The sequence below is a fragment of the Brachyspira innocens ATCC 29796 genome, from assembly GCF_000384655.1.
Classification (GTDB): Bacteria; Spirochaetota; Brachyspiria; order Brachyspirales; family Brachyspiraceae; genus Brachyspira; species Brachyspira innocens.
The window spans coordinates 1-15959 of sequence record NZ_ARQI01000093.1 but is presented as its reverse complement, the minus strand read 5'-3'; the positions used below and the strand labels follow the sequence as shown (position 1 = coordinate 15959).

11 protein-coding genes and 1 pseudogene are annotated in these 15959 nt (G+C 28.2%); 7 read left to right on the top strand and 5 right to left on the bottom strand.

The genetic code is table 11. The features are described 5' to 3' along the window. Nucleotides 1-53 precede the first annotated feature (53 nt). The 4 genes and pseudogenes from F811_RS0104430 to aspS all read left to right on the top strand — a co-directional run bounded on the left by F811_RS0104430 (nt 54) and on the right by aspS (nt 7666). The gene (locus tag F811_RS0104430) at nt 54-1184 is read left to right on the top strand and encodes a HEAT repeat domain-containing protein (protein ID WP_020004080.1); all 1131 of its coding nucleotides are present in this window, start codon (nt 54-56) and stop codon (nt 1182-1184) included. Nucleotides 1185-1467: 283 nt separating this feature from the next. Further along, nucleotides 1468-2368, top strand: a pseudogene (locus tag F811_RS15985) (Rpn family recombination-promoting nuclease/putative transposase). A 517-nt stretch (nt 2369-2885) separates the two neighbouring features. Further along, complete coding sequence (locus F811_RS0104420) at nt 2886-5744, top strand: chromosome segregation SMC family protein (protein ID WP_020004079.1); 2859 nt, start codon at nt 2886-2888, stop codon at nt 5742-5744. A 158-nt stretch (nt 5745-5902) separates the two neighbouring features. Next, the gene (gene aspS, locus F811_RS0104415; protein WP_020004078.1) at nt 5903-7666 is read left to right on the top strand and encodes an aspartate--tRNA ligase; all 1764 of its coding nucleotides are present in this window, start codon (nt 5903-5905) and stop codon (nt 7664-7666) included. A 172-nt stretch (nt 7667-7838) separates the two neighbouring features. Here the strand turns inward: aspS and F811_RS0104410 are convergent, their stop codons facing one another. Both F811_RS0104410 and F811_RS0104405 read right to left on the bottom strand, forming a co-directional pair. Beyond that, nucleotides 7839-8099: a type II toxin-antitoxin system RelE family toxin gene (locus F811_RS0104410; RefSeq protein WP_020004077.1), complete on the bottom strand. Its 261-nt coding sequence runs from the start codon at nt 8097-8099 to the stop codon at nt 7839-7841. Further along, entirely contained in the window at nt 8096-8311 is a 216-nt protein-coding gene (locus F811_RS0104405) for a DUF6290 family protein (protein WP_020004076.1), read from the bottom strand. Before F811_RS0104405 ends, F811_RS0104410 begins: the two co-directional genes overlap by 4 nt. A 77-nt stretch (nt 8312-8388) precedes the next feature. On the opposite strand from F811_RS0104405, the gene F811_RS0104400 reads away from it, so the two are divergent. The 3 genes from F811_RS0104400 (at nt 8389) to F811_RS0104390 (ending at nt 11053) form a co-directional block, all read left to right on the top strand. Continuing rightward, nucleotides 8389-8586, top strand: coding sequence for a hypothetical protein (locus tag F811_RS0104400; protein WP_020004075.1), 198 nt, complete (start codon nt 8389-8391; stop codon nt 8584-8586). Between the two features lie 37 nt (nt 8587-8623). Beyond that, nucleotides 8624-10615 (top strand): NAD-dependent DNA ligase LigA, encoded by a 1992-nt coding sequence (gene ligA, locus F811_RS0104395; RefSeq protein ID WP_020004074.1) that lies wholly within the window; start codon nt 8624-8626, stop codon nt 10613-10615. A gap of 168 nt (nt 10616-10783) precedes the next feature. Continuing rightward, on the top strand, nt 10784-11053 hold the full coding sequence (locus F811_RS0104390) for a hypothetical protein (RefSeq protein ID WP_020004073.1): 270 nt from the start codon (nt 10784-10786) through the stop codon (nt 11051-11053). 606 nt (nt 11054-11659) lie between these two features. Here the strand turns inward: F811_RS0104390 and fsa are convergent. The 3 genes from fsa to F811_RS0104375 form a co-directional block, all read right to left on the bottom strand. After that, complete coding sequence (gene fsa / locus F811_RS0104385; RefSeq protein WP_020004072.1) at nt 11660-12313, bottom strand: fructose-6-phosphate aldolase; 654 nt, start codon at nt 12311-12313, stop codon at nt 11660-11662. A gap of 285 nt (nt 12314-12598) precedes the next feature. Continuing rightward, the gene (locus tag F811_RS0104380; protein WP_020004071.1) at nt 12599-15385 is read right to left on the bottom strand and encodes a trep protein; all 2787 of its coding nucleotides are present in this window, start codon (nt 15383-15385) and stop codon (nt 12599-12601) included. 63 nt (nt 15386-15448) lie between these two features. Next, on the bottom strand, nt 15449-15850 hold the full coding sequence (locus F811_RS0104375) for a hypothetical protein (protein ID WP_020004070.1): 402 nt from the start codon (nt 15848-15850) through the stop codon (nt 15449-15451). Nucleotides 15851-15959 lie beyond the last annotated feature (109 nt).

Here is a 15959-nt window from a genome sequence, read left to right as displayed (position 1 = left end):
CCTCCTTTTAGAAATAAAAGGGGGTTTTAAACTTTTTAAGGAAATTTTTATTTATGAAAAATATTATTTTTACTATATTATTTTTAATAGCTGTATCATTTTCAGCTTTTTCTCAAACTAATGAAACAGAAAATACATCATCTGCAGCAGAAACAGCATCATATCTGCCTAATGCCGAATATGAAAATGCTTTTAAATATGGAACTCCTTCACAAAAAATAGCTACAATCGGAAAAATAAGAAGAACAAAAAATGAAGCCGATATTGCTATGCTTGCAAATTATTATCCAGAAGAGATGAATAACAGAGTAAAAACTGAGATTATCAATTTCTTTAAACAAATAAAAAATGATAATGCAAAAAGCATAATTGAATATGCTATAAAAGATGAAAATGATAATGTAAGAAAAGAAGCATATTATTTATGTTCTATTTATCCAGATATTCAGTTTGAAAGCGGTATAATGGCAGAAATTACAAATGCTTCTGGGTTGGTACTAGACAGTATGGTAAATGCATTGGGAGCTATGAAATCAGAAGCTGCTGCTGATTACTTACTTGAAAAATACACTAATAATACAGTAGCCTCTTCTACAAAAGTTGAAATATTAAGATACTTCAGTGAAACTAAAAATCCTAAAGGGGAAGAGATTTGCCGTAATGCATCTCAGAATGCTGGAGAACCTGCTTTGGTACGTTATATGGGAGTTGTAGCTTTAGGGGCTTATCCTAGTGCTGAAAATTATGAAATACTTCAAAAATTATTGGCAGAGGATTTACCTGAAATTACAGCAAGAGTTATATATATACTTCCAGAATACAGTGCCTATGGAGATGTAAAAGAGAATATAATTGAAGCTGCAAAAAATGACAGCGATTCTGTTAGAATATATGCTATTAAGGCTTTGAATAATTATAAATCCGAACCTGAAATAGAGGAGCTTTTACTTTACAGACTTAAAAATGATAATTCCGAAGCTATTACTACAGAAATACTTAATTTGTATAAAGATTCTCCTCCTACTGGAAATATGTATGAGGCTATAAAAACATTAGCTACATCTTCTGCAAGTGATAAAATAAAGAATTTAGCTAAATCTATAGTAGGTGATGACAGTACTCAAGGCAGTACCACAATAGAAGAAGCTTTATCTGGTAAAGAATCTGATAAAGATAGCAATTAATAATTTAAAATAATATTATATTTTATACGCACGTAGTGTAGATTATTTGAATAAAAATTTATTAATAATTCTAATTTTCATTAATTATAAAGATTAGGTTAAACGTGCGTTGAATAGCATTTTAAATTTAAAAAAAAGCTTGGGTGGGTGCTATAATAAGAGTTAAAGTTAAAAAAGAAAAAATCATTCATAAATAACATATAGTATTAAAAAATTTAGAGGGTGGGGGTTAGAATAAATTTTATACTTTGACATTTATAAAGTATTTCATTATAATATATTTATGAAAAATAAATTTAATACTAAGCAAATAAAATATTTTAATCCTTTGAACGATTATTTTATAAGATATCTTTTTACTGATAAGGGAAGCAGTGAGACTATACTTTTAGATTTTATCAATTCTATAATGCTTAATGCCAATATGAAGACATTTCGCTCTGTAGAAATACTTACTCCGTTCAACTTGAAAAAAAATAAAAATTTAAAGGAAACAATAGTCGATGTAAAATGTATTACTCAAAACGGTTCAGTGGTTATTATAGAAATACAATTACAAGGCAATTCAAGATTTCCAGAACGCATACTCTATTATTGGGCAGCTAATTACAGTAAATTATTAAATCATGGCGAAAGATATGATGAACTTACTCCTGTAATAAGTATTAATCTTCTTAATTTTAATTTAGATAAAACTAAAAATATACATTCCTGCTATATGCTTTATGAAATGAATAATAAAAAATTATTAACTGATCATTTGCAGATACATATAATAAGATTAAATAATTTATTGTATTATGAAGAGTATTCAACCGCACCTATAATAAAACGTTCCATAAATATTTACAATTACGGTGCGGGTTGGTGCTACAGCTCGTAGGGAGGTGTCTATGTCTGAAATAGTAAAAGAAAAACCTATAATGGAAGAAGTGCAAAAAAAATATAATAATTTTGTGAAAAGCAGATTGATGATGATGGAATATGAGAAGAAAGAGGCTTATCTTTATGGCAATCAAATAATGCTTGATGAGGAGAGAAGATTAGGAAAAGAAGAAGGTATTAAAGAGGGTATTAAAGAAAATCAAATATTAACAGCTAGAAATATGAAAAAAGAAAATATAGATATTAGTGTTATAAGTAAAGTTACAGGATTAAGCATAGAAGAAGTAGAGAAACTATAATAAAAATATAAAAATTTTACTTTAATCCCCGCCCTTTTAGATTTTAAAGCTTTATTTTTTGATATTGTGTAAATTAAACTAGTAAGCCTGTACTTCAAAAAAATACGCCCGCCCAAAGCATGATTTAAATTTAATAGATATTATCTAAACTAAATAATATATAAAATATTCAGTCTTTCATAGTGTGTAGTACTGAGTTTACATATGTTACAATCCGAGTATTTACAACGACAGCAAAGAAGTTTTGTATTGTAGTTAGTCTATGCAGCCATAAATAAAATTATTTTGAAACAAGCATAGTATATATAAGATATAACATATTTATTTTTATTAATAAAAATAAACTTACTTTAATATTAAAAAAACTATACCGAAAATTTGTTATCGTAATTATATTTTTATCAATAAAACGAAATAAATTTATAGTATTTTTATATATTATAGATTAAATTAATTGATTATTTTTTAATAGAATTGTATAATTATAAAGATATATTAAGGTAAGATAGGAAACAAGATGTATATAAAGAATCTTAATTTGCACGGATTCAAATCATTTGCCATAGAAACCAATATAGAGTTTAATGAAGGCGTTACTGTAGTGCTTGGACCAAACGGAATAGGTAAAAGCAATATAGTAGAAGCTTTCCTATGGGTTATGGGCGAGCAGTCCGCAAGCAGATTAAGAATAGACAGCTCAAAAGGTCTTGAAAGCGTAATATTCCATGGCACTGATACTAGAAAACCTTCTTCGCTAGCACAAGTTGCTCTCACTTTAGATAATAAATCAAGATGGATAAAAAAATACGATATAGACGAAGTTGTTGTTACTCGTAAATATTATAGAAAAGGCTTGTCAGAATATTATATTAATGATGAGCAAGTAAGATTAAAAGATATAGTTGATATGTTTTTGGATACTGGTCTTGGTAAAAATGCCTACTCTGTTATTAAGCAGGGTACAGTTTCAGAAATAGCAAAACAAAAACCCGAAGAGAGAAGAAGCATTATAGAAAATGCAGCTGGAATTAGTAAATATCTTGAAAGAAGAAGAGAAGCTGCCAAAAAACTTGAAGAATCCGAAAGAAATCTTGATAATGTAAAAATACAAATCAAAGAATCTGAAAAACATTATAAATCCTTAAAAGAACAGGCAGCGAGAACAGAAAAGTATTACAATCTAAAAGATGAGCAGAAAAAAATAAGTATTAGCTTGAATGTTAATCAGGTAAAAAAATTAAAAATTACTTTAGAAGAGCAGAATAAAAGCCTTCAAGAACATAATAATAAAAAACAGGAATTAGAAAAAGAACTTCAGGATTTGGATAATCAGAAACAGCAGGAACTTTTAAAATTTGAAGAGACAAGAACATTATCTATAGAACTTGACAAACAGGTATCATTAATAGTTACAGAGCTTACTCATATAGAAAAAATGTCCAATCAATTAAAGAATCAGCTTGACAATGCAGGTAAAGAAAAAGAAGAAACTCTTAACAGAAAAAATACTCTATTAAAAAGAATAGAAGAAGATAAAACTCAAATAGCAGAACTCGAAGAAGAAGTTAAAAATATAGCTGAAAATATAGAAAGATCATTAAAAGAACAGGAAACTGAAGAGACAAATATAGCTAATGAACAAAATAAAATAGCAAGTTTAAATGATAAAATATCATCTATAACAGAAGAAAATCAAAACGCCACACTAAAAATTGCAGATGCCAGAGAAAGACAGCTTGAAGTAATAAATAAAATTATAAGCGAAATTGATGAAAAGAAAAAAGATGTTATGGGCAACAGTTTTTATCAGAATATAGGAAAGCATGAAACTGATATTGATATAGGATTTAATAATCTGCTTAATGCCATAAATACAAAAATGAAAACTATAAAAGAGTTTGAAGATGAAGGAGTATTATCAAGTTTAAATGAACTTAGCTTTAATTCATTATGCGGTTTTATAAAAAGTTTGGGAGAGAGTTTAGAGACAGAAAAAAAAGATGCATTATTTTTACAAGGTATTTTTAAAGAATATACTAAAATAAAAGATCCTTTCGTTGATTTGCTTTTTGATAAAGAAGGTACATATATGCAAAAAGAAGCAATAGATAAAGAGATTGCTGATTTGGAAAACTTTATTAAAAGCAATATAGAAAAAATGGAAGAGTTAAATAATGAAATAAAATTATCCACTGATAATATTAATAAATCTAATGCCATGCTTACCACTCTTACAATAGAAAGGGCAAAATATGAAACAAATAAAAAAGCCTCTGAAGATAGAAAAGAGATGATAATAAAAAGCATGAAAATAATAGAAGATGAGTTTACCACACTCAATGAAAAAATAGCAAGACTTGAAGAAGATTATAAAAAACTTAATGAAGAGTACAAACAAAACTCTATAAGCTATAAAGAATTAGAAAAGAAAAAATCAAAAACTGAAAGCGAATCCAGACATAAAGCAAATGAAATAAAAAAGGCAGAATCGGCATTATCTAATTTTGAAGTAAGCCATGCAAAACGCGTTAGAAAATTAAATGAAACAAATGAAAACATTACAAGAGTAAGTGAGAGAATAAATCAGAGCAAAGATAAAATTAATGATATATATACTCATTTCTATGAAAATTATGCTCTTAATTTGAAAGAGTTTGAAGAGAATACTCAAAACCTTATAGATGAAGATGCATTTAAAAATAAATTAAACACTATCAATGAAAAAATAAAAAATCTAGGTCATATTAATGAAATGGCTTTGGACGAATATCAGGAAGCAAAAAATAAATTTGAGTTTTTGAGCAAACAAAAAGAAGACTTAGAAAAATCAAAAGAAGAAATATTAAAAATCATAGCAGATGCCAATAAAAAAGCAGGTGAGGATTTCTTAAAAACATTTAATGAAATAAATAAAAAATTCTCAGAGACTTTTAAAATATTATTCGGCGGCGGTAATGCAGGATTAAAAATACAAAATGAAGAGGATCTATTAAACAGCCCTATAGATATATTCGCTCAGCCTCCGGGCAAAAAAATGGAAAATATAGTGTCATATTCAGGGGGAGAGCTTACTATGACGGGGCTTGCATTAGTGTTTGCAATATTTTTGTACCGTCCTAGTCCTTTCTGTATATTAGATGAGGTGGACGCTGCACTTGACGGAGCTAATATTATAAGATATAAAAATATGGTTAAAAATCTTTCTAATAATACTCAGTTTTTAATCATTACGCATGATGAAGTAGCTGCCACAATAGCAGACGCCTACTATGGAATAACTGCTGAAGAGAAAGGGGTTTCTAAAATATTTACTGTCAAAGTAGATAAAGACGGCAAAGTTAATGGAAGCGAAGATAAACTAGTGACCAATGAATAATTTTTAATCTATAAATATATCAAAGAGTACTTACCAAAATACGATTAAAGTAATTGATTTTTATACATATTTATAATATAATAATTATGTTTATTCAAACAAAAATATAACTTATTTTTTAATAATCAAATAAATAATTTTTTTAAGAGGGAATTAATATGCGTTTTAAAAGTGCCTATAATGGAATATTAAGCAAAAACGACATCGGCAAAGAAGTAAAACTAGCTGGTTGGGTTTTAAGAAGAAGAGATCATGGCGGAGTAATATTTGTAGATTTGAGAGACAGAACAGGATTTGTACAAATAGTATTCAACCCAGAAATAAGCAAAGAAGCACATAATGACGCTCAGGATTTAAGAAGCGAATATGTTATTAGTGTAGAAGGAAAAGTTAGGGCTAGAAGCGAAGAGATGATAAACCCAAAAATTCCTACTGGTGAAATAGAAGTTATGGTTGAAAAAATGGAGCTTCTTAATACTTCTGAAACTCCTCCTTTCCTTCTTGAAGATGATATTGATACTGGAGAAGATATAAGACTTAAATACAGATATTTAGATTTAAGAAGACCTAAAGTATTTAATAACCTTTATAAAAGATTTCAAATTACTAATGCTTTTAGAAAACATTTAGCTGATAACGGCTTTATAGATGTAGAAACTCCTATATTAAATAAAAGTACTCCAGAAGGTGCAAGAGACTTCCTTGTTCCTTCAAGATTAAATGCAGGTGATTTTTATGCTCTTCCTCAATCTCCTCAAATATTCAAACAAATACTTATGATAGGAGGTTTTGACAGATACTATCAAGTAGCTAAATGTTTCCGTGATGAAGATTTGAGAGCAGACAGACAGCCTGAGTTTACTCAAGTAGATATTGAAACTTCTTTCCTTAATACTGATGAGTTTTTATCTATTATGGAAAGTGTTACTGCTAATATAGTTAAAGATGTTTATGGTATTGATTTGCCTACTCCATTTCCTAGATTAAATTATTATGACGCTATGGAAATGTACGGAAGTGATAAGCCTGATACTAGATTTGAATTAAAACTTATCAATGTTGAAGAAGCTGTTAGAGGCTGTGATTTTGCTGTATTTAAAAATGCTTTGGATAATAAGTTTATAATAAGATGTTTGAATGCTAAAGGCGGCGTGGATAAATTAAGCAGAAAAGATATTGACGACTTCACAAAATATGTAGGTATATTCGGAGCTAAAGGTCTTGCTTGGATGAGAGTTACTGAAAACGGACTTGAATCTAACATAGTTAAATTTTTCTCTGAAGACAATCAGAAAAAAATATTAGAAGTTACTAAAGCAGAAAAAGGAGATTTACTCTTCTTTGTTGCTGATACTCCGAAAGTTACTTATGACGCATTAGGTAATTTGAGATTAAAAGTAGGCGAAAAATTAAACTTAATAGATAAAGATAAATTAAACTTCCTTTGGGTAGTAGAGTTCCCATTATTTGAATATGATCATAAAGAAAAAAGAATATCCGCTACTCACCACCCATTCACTGCCCCAGTACCTGAAGATGTTCCTCTATTAGATACAGACGCTCTAAAAGTAAGAAGCGATACTTATGACTTGGTATTAAATGGTAATGAAATAGGAGGCGGCGGTCAGCGTATATATGACAGCAAAGTACAGGCTAAAATATTCAGTCTTTTAGGAATATCTGATGAAAAAGCAAAAATAAGATTCGGATTCTTATTAGACGCTTTAAAATACGGAGCTCCTCCTATGTGCGGTATGGCTTTCGGTATAGATAGAGTTATAATGCTTTTACAAAAACAAGATAGCATTAGAGAAGTTATAGCATTCCCTAAAACTCAGAAAGGTCAGTGTCTAATGAGCGGCTGTCCTTCTACTGTAGATGATGATCAGCTTGAAGAGCTTCACTTGAAAGTTGAAGAATAATTTGTAATATACGATAAAAAATAAAAGCCTCATTATTATAATGGGGCTTTATTATTATATATATCTAAACAATTATATTTTGTAATTATTTAATGGATTATAATATAAATCAGTTTTGCTTTGTTAAAAGACGATAATAATTCATATTCTATTATTAAATTGTAGTTTATGGTTAATCATTATAAATATTTTTTCTATGACCAATATCTATAACTAGAATAATTAATTCGTTATCAATAATTTTGCTTAGAATTCTATAATCACCTACTCTATAACGCCAATACTCTTTTAACTCACCTTTTAAAGATTTACCTTTTATTCTAGGATTTTCTAATGTTTCTAAATCAGATAAAAAATCTAATATTCTTTTTTGAATAGTATTGTCTAATTTCTCCAATGATTTTTTAGCTGTTTTTGTAATGCTTACTTTCATTTTATATTTAAATCTTTTTTTACTTCATCAATAGAATATAGTTCTTCACCTTTTTTTAATCTTTCTTCTGCTTCTAAGATAATTTTATAATCATAATAATCTTCCAAATATTCTATAATGGCATTTTCTATCAATTTACTTTCAGATATATTTTTTTCTTTGGCAATATTTTCTATATTTTTTTTTAGTGTTGAAGGAATTTCTAATACCATATTTATCTCCTAAATTTAAGTATTGAATTCAAGCCATTTTATATTATAATAGTATAAATTACAATATAGAGGTTTTAATGGACAAAGATTATAAATTCAAAGCAGATGAATTATTAAAAAATGGTAAAGCTAAATTAGTAGAAGTTATAAAATCAGATGATGGAAAATCATTTGAAGAGAAGGAAATAAATTTGGATGAGCGTGATACAGATGGGTATAAACTTTTAAAATTAATGCTTGAAGGTTTAATAATAAGATACTCAACAAAAAAATAAATTTATATAAATTAAATATTTTTATCAAGGAATAAATATGAACAAAGAAGAAGCTAAACAAAGAATAAAACAATTAACAGAAACTATTAATTACCATAATAAACTTTATTATACAGATGATAACCCTGAAATAGAAGACTATGAATATGATAAACTTTTCAGAGAATTAGAAAATCTTGAAAGAGAGTTTCCAGAATTAAAAAAAGATGACAGTCCTACAAATAAGGTTGGAGGAACTATATTAGAAAAGTTTGAGAAGTTTGAACACCCTATTGCTATGTATTCACTTTCTAATGTTATGAACGAAGAGGAGTTTTTAGACTTTGATAACAGAATGCAAAGAGAACTTGATGCTAGTAATATTAAATACACTGTAGAAAATAAATTTGATGGGCTTGCTTTGGAGCTTATTTACGAAAAAGGAAAACTCACAGTAGCAAGCACAAGAGGAGACGGACAAGTTGGAGAGAATGTTACCAATAATGTTAAGATGATGAGTAATGTTCCTAAAAGCATAAAAGAAAAAAATAAACTTATTGTAAGAGGGGAAGCATTAATAACAAAAAAAGATTTTGAAGCATTAAATAAAGAGAGAGAAGAGCTTGAAGAGATACCTTTTGCCAATGCCAGAAATGCAGCTTCTGGAGGATTAAGACAATTAGACAGTGCAGAAAGTAAAAAAAGAAGATTGAAATTCTTTGCATATCAAATAGCTAATTATAAAGATTTTGATTTAACTAATGAATATAAATCAATGGAGTTTTTATCCGATTTAGGCTTTACAGTAGAAGGCGTTCATGCAAATATTGATTCTAAAAAAGTATTAGAAACTTATTATGATATACAAGAAAAAAGAAGCAAAATGGATTATGAGATTGACGGGCTTGTAATAAAAGTTGATGATGTGAAATATCAGGAGAAATTAGGATTTTTATCACGTGCTCCAAGATTTGCAGTAGCTTTTAAATTCAAGCCAGAAGAGAAAGAAACAGTTTTAAAAAATATAGAAGTACAAGTAGGACGCACTGGAGCATTAACTCCAGTTGCTAAATTAGAGCCTGTTCAAGTTGGAGGCGTTACTGTTTCAAATGTTACACTTCATAACCCTAATGAAATAAAATCAAAAGATATAAGAATCGGAGATACTGTTGTAGTTATACGTTCTGGTGATGTTATACCAAAGATTACAAGAGTGGTATTAGAAAAGCGTCCTAAAGACAGCAAACCTTTTGAGTTTCCTAAAAAATGTCCTGTATGCGGAGGCGATACTGCTGTAACTGACGGCGATGTAATAGTAAGATGTATTAATGAAGAGTGTCCAAGTAAGATTACAAGATATATAGAGTATTTCGTTTCAAAGCCTGCTATGAATATGGAGAGAATAGGTAAAGAATGGATTGCTGTATTTACAAAAAGCGGACTTGTAAAAACTCCAGCGGATCTTTACAAAATAACAAGAGATGATTTATTTAAGTTTGAAAGAATGGGTGAAAAATTAGCAAGCTACATGCTTGAATCCATTGAAAACAGCAAAAACACCACATTAAAAAGATTTATATATGCCTTGGGTATTCGTCAGGTTGGTGAAACTACTGCGGACTTACTTGCTAAATATTTTACTTCTATAGAAAATTTCAAAAAAGCTACTATTGAAGACTTACAAAATATTGAAGGAATAGGTGAAATAAGTGCCAAAAGTATTTATGATTTTCTTCATAATGAAAAAACATTAAAATTAATTGATGATTTACTTGCGGCAGGAGTTAATCCAGTGTTTGAAAAAGTAGTAACAGTAGAATCCCCACTAACTGGTAAGAATGTTGTAATAACAGGCTCAATAGAAGGTTTTACAAGGACTTCAGCAAAAGAGGCTGCGGAGAGATTGGGGGCTACTGTTCAGTCAGCAGTATCAAAAAACACTGATATTTTAATAGTAGGTGAAAAAGCTGGAAGCAAACTTAAAAAAGCTCAGGATTTGGGTATAGAAATAATGGAAGCCGATGAGTTTATAAAGCTTGCTAATAACTAAAATATTAATAAAAATAATCAATTATAAATAAAGGCTGTAATATTGCAGTCTTTATTTTTTGTTTTTTATACAAAAATATATTGTTTATTATTGATATTTATATTTTTATATGTTACAATATTTATATATTAATAAAATATAATCTATAAATGACTAGGAGGTATTTATATGATTATCAATCCTTTAAGATCACCTATTGAACTAGATATATTTAAGTTAAATGTGAAAAGAAAATTAATCAGAGATAAAATATTTTTAAAGCAATTATCAGCTAAATTTTCTAAAATGACAGACAAACAAAAGCAAAATAAAATCTTCAAATATCAAAAAAACAAATATAAAATAGAAGAATGCATTGCTGAAGTAAAAAAAGAGATTGCTAGAAGAGAAGAGCAGTTAAAGTTATTAAATGCAGTACAGTTCGTAACTTGGTTTTGAATTTATCAAACCTTTTTTATATGATTTAAATATCATTATTGTCATGTTAACAGTGATTAATTAAAGTCTTAAATTTAAATCACGCTTGGGCGGGCGTACTTTTTGAGGTGAGGGCTTATTAGTTTAATTAAAACCAATATAAAAAATAGAGCTGTTAAATCTAAAAGGGCGGGAATGTAAATAAAATTTTAAAATTATTTTTAATCCCCACCCTTTAAATTTTTTAATATTATATGTTATTTATAGCTTGTTTTTACTTTTTTACCATAACTGTCATTTAAGCACCCACCCAAGTGCTTTTTTAATTTATAATATTCTTCAACGCACGTTAAACTTAATTCTTATATATTAGTAAAGTTAGAATTATTAATTAATCCGTATTAAAAAAATCAGCTCTGCGTGCGTAGAGGAAAGTGCAAATTTAAATCACGCTTGGGCGGGCGTATTTTTTGAAGGGCGGGCGTATTAGTTTAATTAAAACCAATATAAAAAAATAGATCTGTTAAATCTTAAAGGGCGGGGATTAAAATAAAAACAAAAAAAGAGAAGCATTAATTAAATAACGCTTCTCCCCAAATATGAAAAAACAATTATTAAAATTATACCTTATTTTCCGAAAACTGCCTCATAATCTTTTTTGAATTTTTCTATACCTTGATCAGTTAATGGGTGTTTAGTCATTTGTAGTATAACGCTATATGGTACAGTAGCAATATCAGCACCTGCCAATGCACATTCAGTAACATGTATAGGGTGACGTACACTTGCTGAAATAATTTCTGTTTCTATTGCATGAGTTGCAAAAATATCAGAAATGGTTCTTATAAGTTCAAGTCCGTCCATTGATATATCATCAAGTCTTCCTATAAATGGTGAAACGTAAGTTGCACCTGCTCTTGCTGCTAAAAGTGCCTGATTAGCAGAAAATATTAAAGTAACATTTGTTTTTATTCCTTCTTTAGAAAGTACTTTAACTGCTTTTAATCCTTCTGCTGTCATAGGGATTTTTACTACCATGTTTTTGTGTATTTTAGCAATCTCTCTGGCTTCTTCTATCATATCTTCAGCTTTTTCTGTAGTAGCTTTAACTTCTCCAGATATAGGTCCGTCTACAATAGTAGTAATTTCTTCTATAGTTTTTTTGAAATCTCTGCCCTCTTTAGCTATTAGAGATGGGTTTGTAGTAACTCCGCAAATAACTCCCATATCATTAGCTTTTCTAATCTCATCAACATTAGCTGTATCTATAAAAAACTTCATTAAAAAAATCTCCTTAAAATAAATAGTAAGAGTATTATAAATCCTACTAAATATTTTATCAATATATTTTTTATTTAAGTATATACCTAAACAATTATATTTTATCAATTTTTGTATTTTTGTAAATTATATATGATATTTATCTTATGAGTTATATTCTATAAAAATATATACTTTTTACTAAGTGTAAGAATATAATTAGTACCAAATTACACGAATTATATTTTATTTTTAATATATACATAAATAATTATAATTCGTGAAATTTTAATTATTCAAGATGTATTACCAAGACATCTGAAAGCCAAATCCTATATATATATCATTCAGAGTAGGGTAGTTTTGAATTACGCTCTTATCAAGGCTTGTAGGAAGTCTTAAAGCTAAAAGTAAATAAGGCTCTCCAGTAACTATATCCTGATATCCTGATACAGGTATACTTGCATCAAATCCTACTTTTAAAGCTGCAGAATGCATATATTCTTTTGAGTAATAAGCAAATCTATATGAAAGTGAGGCAAAGAAATTATCAAAGTATATATGGCTTAAATTAAAATGAGAACTTAAATAACCTAAAAGTTCAACATCACCGCCTAAAAAATAATTTGATTTATATTTTTTATTTTGTACGTATGCATAAAACTCTTCTGGTGCTTTTACTTCTCTGGCACCAAATACCGTAGAAGAGCCGTCAAATGCTGTATTTGTGGCGAATGCATAAGAGCCGTAAAAACTTGCCCTTATAGGAACATATCTTGTTTGTAATTTTGTACTAAAGTCTATAGCAAATTTATTGTATTTTATAGAGTATGTAGGATATATAGTTATATCAACTAAATCATCTCTGTATGGTTTGTCAGTTTGCACTCTAAATATCATTGATGCTTTGAGAGAAACATTAAAAGTCCATGAAGAATATTTCCAAGTAAATGCTGATGATGTATTAGTTTGAGGATTGACAAATTCTGAAAATAAAGCACCAGATATTGAAGGCTCTAATAAGAAATGCACTTTGTCGCTTTCTGTATTAATTAAAAACTGCATAGCAAGGTATGTATTTAATCTCCAATAATTGTACGTAGAATATACTACATCGCTTTTAAACCCAAAGTATAAAGGATAAAGCATACTAAAAGATGTAACTGTTAATTCAGTTTGCAGAAAGTTGGAAGGTATATCATATCCAAGCCATATTAAAGCCAAATTATTTGCAGAAGGTGAAGAGACTACGGATAATATTCCAAGTCCGTTTACAAGAAAAGGAAAAGTATCATTGATTTGAGGAAGAGGTACCCACATGCTCCAAGGCTTAAAATATTTAAAGGCATTATAATTACCAAGCTCCATTTGAGGAGTAAACTCATATTTATTAATTGTTTTATCAGTATATGTGAAGTTTTTTGTTACAGATGAATTGTCTGTGTACTTCATAAGTCTGTCAAACTCTGAAAATCTTCCTTTATAATAAATGCTCTCTCCAGCATATACAGCAGCAAATACTCCTCCAGAATAGTCTTTTGTGTATAGCTTAATGCTGTTATTGTTTAAATCAATTTCACCTAGCTTATAAAATCTGTCATTATTATTGTATGAAAAAAGAAGTTTGTTATTTGAGTATTTTAAATAACGTACATAATTAAGAGTGTTGTCCTTTGTATCAATATATTTTAATGTTTTGTTATTATAATTAAATATTGCTATATGTTTTATTCCGTTTTCTGTCACTATTAATGCTATATTATTATCATCAATGACAGCTGGAAAACCGTATCCGAAATTATCATTGGCTTGTAATAAAATTTCTTTTTCATTATTTTCATTTATATACACTAAAACAGAGTTATGCAGATCCTTTGATATTCCTATAATTCCATTTCTGAAATATCTTGCATACTGCAAGTCAAACCATTTTCTTTTTGTTCTTATTTTTTTATTTAAATCATATTCTTTTACAATGTATTTATAAAGTCCTCCGTTATACATATATGACACTATCAATGCATTATTTCCGTCTTTTGATATATCCAAACTTTCAGAATATTGATCTATTAAGAATTCTAATTTTAAATCTTTTTTGTTATTTTCATTATTTCTTTTTTCTTTATACGAGTATAATGCTCCGATATCTCCATCTATATAGTATAGAGTATCATTATATGAGGCAATATCATTAATAAAAGTTTCTTTATCATTTACTCTTAATTCTTCGCTTGGATTAATATCTGTAAGTACCAAATAGTTTTGAAAGTCTGACCATATCTCAGTAAATTTTATTCCGTATACTTTTTTAAAAGCACCGTAAACTCCAGAATTATAAATCAAAAATGAAAAATGAAGTCTTGTCTGCATTCTATTCCAAAACTCATTATATTTATCCATTCCGAATCTGTCTTGTAAATATTTTGAGAATAGTCCGCCGTATTCATAATATACATTTCCATAAGGCATTTTTGTCCACACATAAGAGGCTTGAATAGGAGTTCTAAAATTTCCTTCAAAAATATCCTGTCTTAATCTCTGTTTAACAAGTGGGTCATTAGCCCTTCCAAATCCTGCAAAACTTTCCATACTAACAGGAGCACCTTCCATCATAAAAGGCATAGCATTAAGATGCACAAATGAAGCCCAGTTTCCCATTACCTTAGTTGCAAGTCCTGTATTTTCTGAGGCCATAGTTAGTAAATGAGTAAGTTCATGTATAAATACTGTTTCAAAATTATTACTAAAGCTAGTAAAATTTTCGTCCATATTGGTATCATAAAGTATAAGGCTTGAAGAGGGTATTATCATCGCTGCCGAATTAAACATATTAAAATCGGGTGTTATGGTTATTGGAATTTTTCCTCTTACTGTGCTATTTAAAATTTTAGAGTATTTTTCGTATATATCATCAGCAACTTTTGCAAGGTTTTCAGCTGTTCTTCTGGACTCTATAGGAAAAATAATTTCAAACTTTTCTGTTTGTATAGTATATAATTTTCTAAATGGTTTAAAAACCTGCGTGTATAGGGTTACACTTATATTGATATATATAGCAAATATTAAAGCAAAAAATAAAATGTACTTTTTCATAAATAATAGAATTATAGTATATTATAATTTTTATTTTTTTCCAGTATATAGTATATAAGAAATCTATATTTTTATTTTTATTAAAAAAATTACTGTTGATATGCATATTACTCCTAAAGATGCAAAGAATATAGAAATAATACCTCCAGAAATAGGAAGTTTTATATTTCTTGGGTAATTAGGGTCATACCATAATATTAATTTATCCCCAACTTTTCTAAAAGGATATTCACTTTCTAAAGTTGCATATAGCTTTCCATATTTCTCTGTTTCATAGCTTATAACCATAGTATCTTCGTATCTCATTTTCCTATATTTATATACTTTTTTTCTATGAAGCTTTTCAACTATGCATACTGTATGTATATATTTTTTGTATGTATAAAAAATATGCCAAAAACCGAATATTGAAGCTGAAAGCATAAAAATACCTGCTATAAATAGTATTACTTTAACCATTTTCATTTGCATATTGCTATTATATTTTAGATGATAATATAGTCAATATTTTTGTATTTTATTATTCTTGTTGTTAAAAATTTACATTCCAGTATGGCTAGATTAGAAATGCAGA

Coding starts and splice junctions, on each gene's coding strand:
- F811_RS0104405 (WP_020004076.1), bottom strand. CDS start 8,311: ATGGTATTAGAAATTCCTTCAACACTAAAAAAAAATATAGAAAATATT.
- aspS (WP_020004078.1), top strand. CDS start 5,903: ATGCGTTTTAAAAGTGCCTATAATGGAATATTAAGCAAAAACGACATC.
- F811_RS0104420 (WP_020004079.1), top strand. CDS start 2,886: ATGTATATAAAGAATCTTAATTTGCACGGATTCAAATCATTTGCCATA.
- F811_RS0104375 (WP_020004070.1), bottom strand. CDS start 15,850: ATGAAAATGGTTAAAGTAATACTATTTATAGCAGGTATTTTTATGCTT.
- fsa (WP_020004072.1), bottom strand. CDS start 12,313: ATGAAGTTTTTTATAGATACAGCTAATGTTGATGAGATTAGAAAAGCT.
- ligA (WP_020004074.1), top strand. CDS start 8,624: ATGAACAAAGAAGAAGCTAAACAAAGAATAAAACAATTAACAGAAACT.
- F811_RS0104430 (WP_020004080.1), top strand. CDS start 54: ATGAAAAATATTATTTTTACTATATTATTTTTAATAGCTGTATCATTT.
- F811_RS0104410 (WP_020004077.1), bottom strand. CDS start 8,099: ATGAAAGTAAGCATTACAAAAACAGCTAAAAAATCATTGGAGAAATTA.
- F811_RS0104380 (WP_020004071.1), bottom strand. CDS start 15,385: ATGAAAAAGTACATTTTATTTTTTGCTTTAATATTTGCTATATATATC.
- F811_RS0104400 (WP_020004075.1), top strand. CDS start 8,389: ATGGACAAAGATTATAAATTCAAAGCAGATGAATTATTAAAAAATGGT.
- F811_RS0104390 (WP_020004073.1), top strand. CDS start 10,784: ATGATTATCAATCCTTTAAGATCACCTATTGAACTAGATATATTTAAG.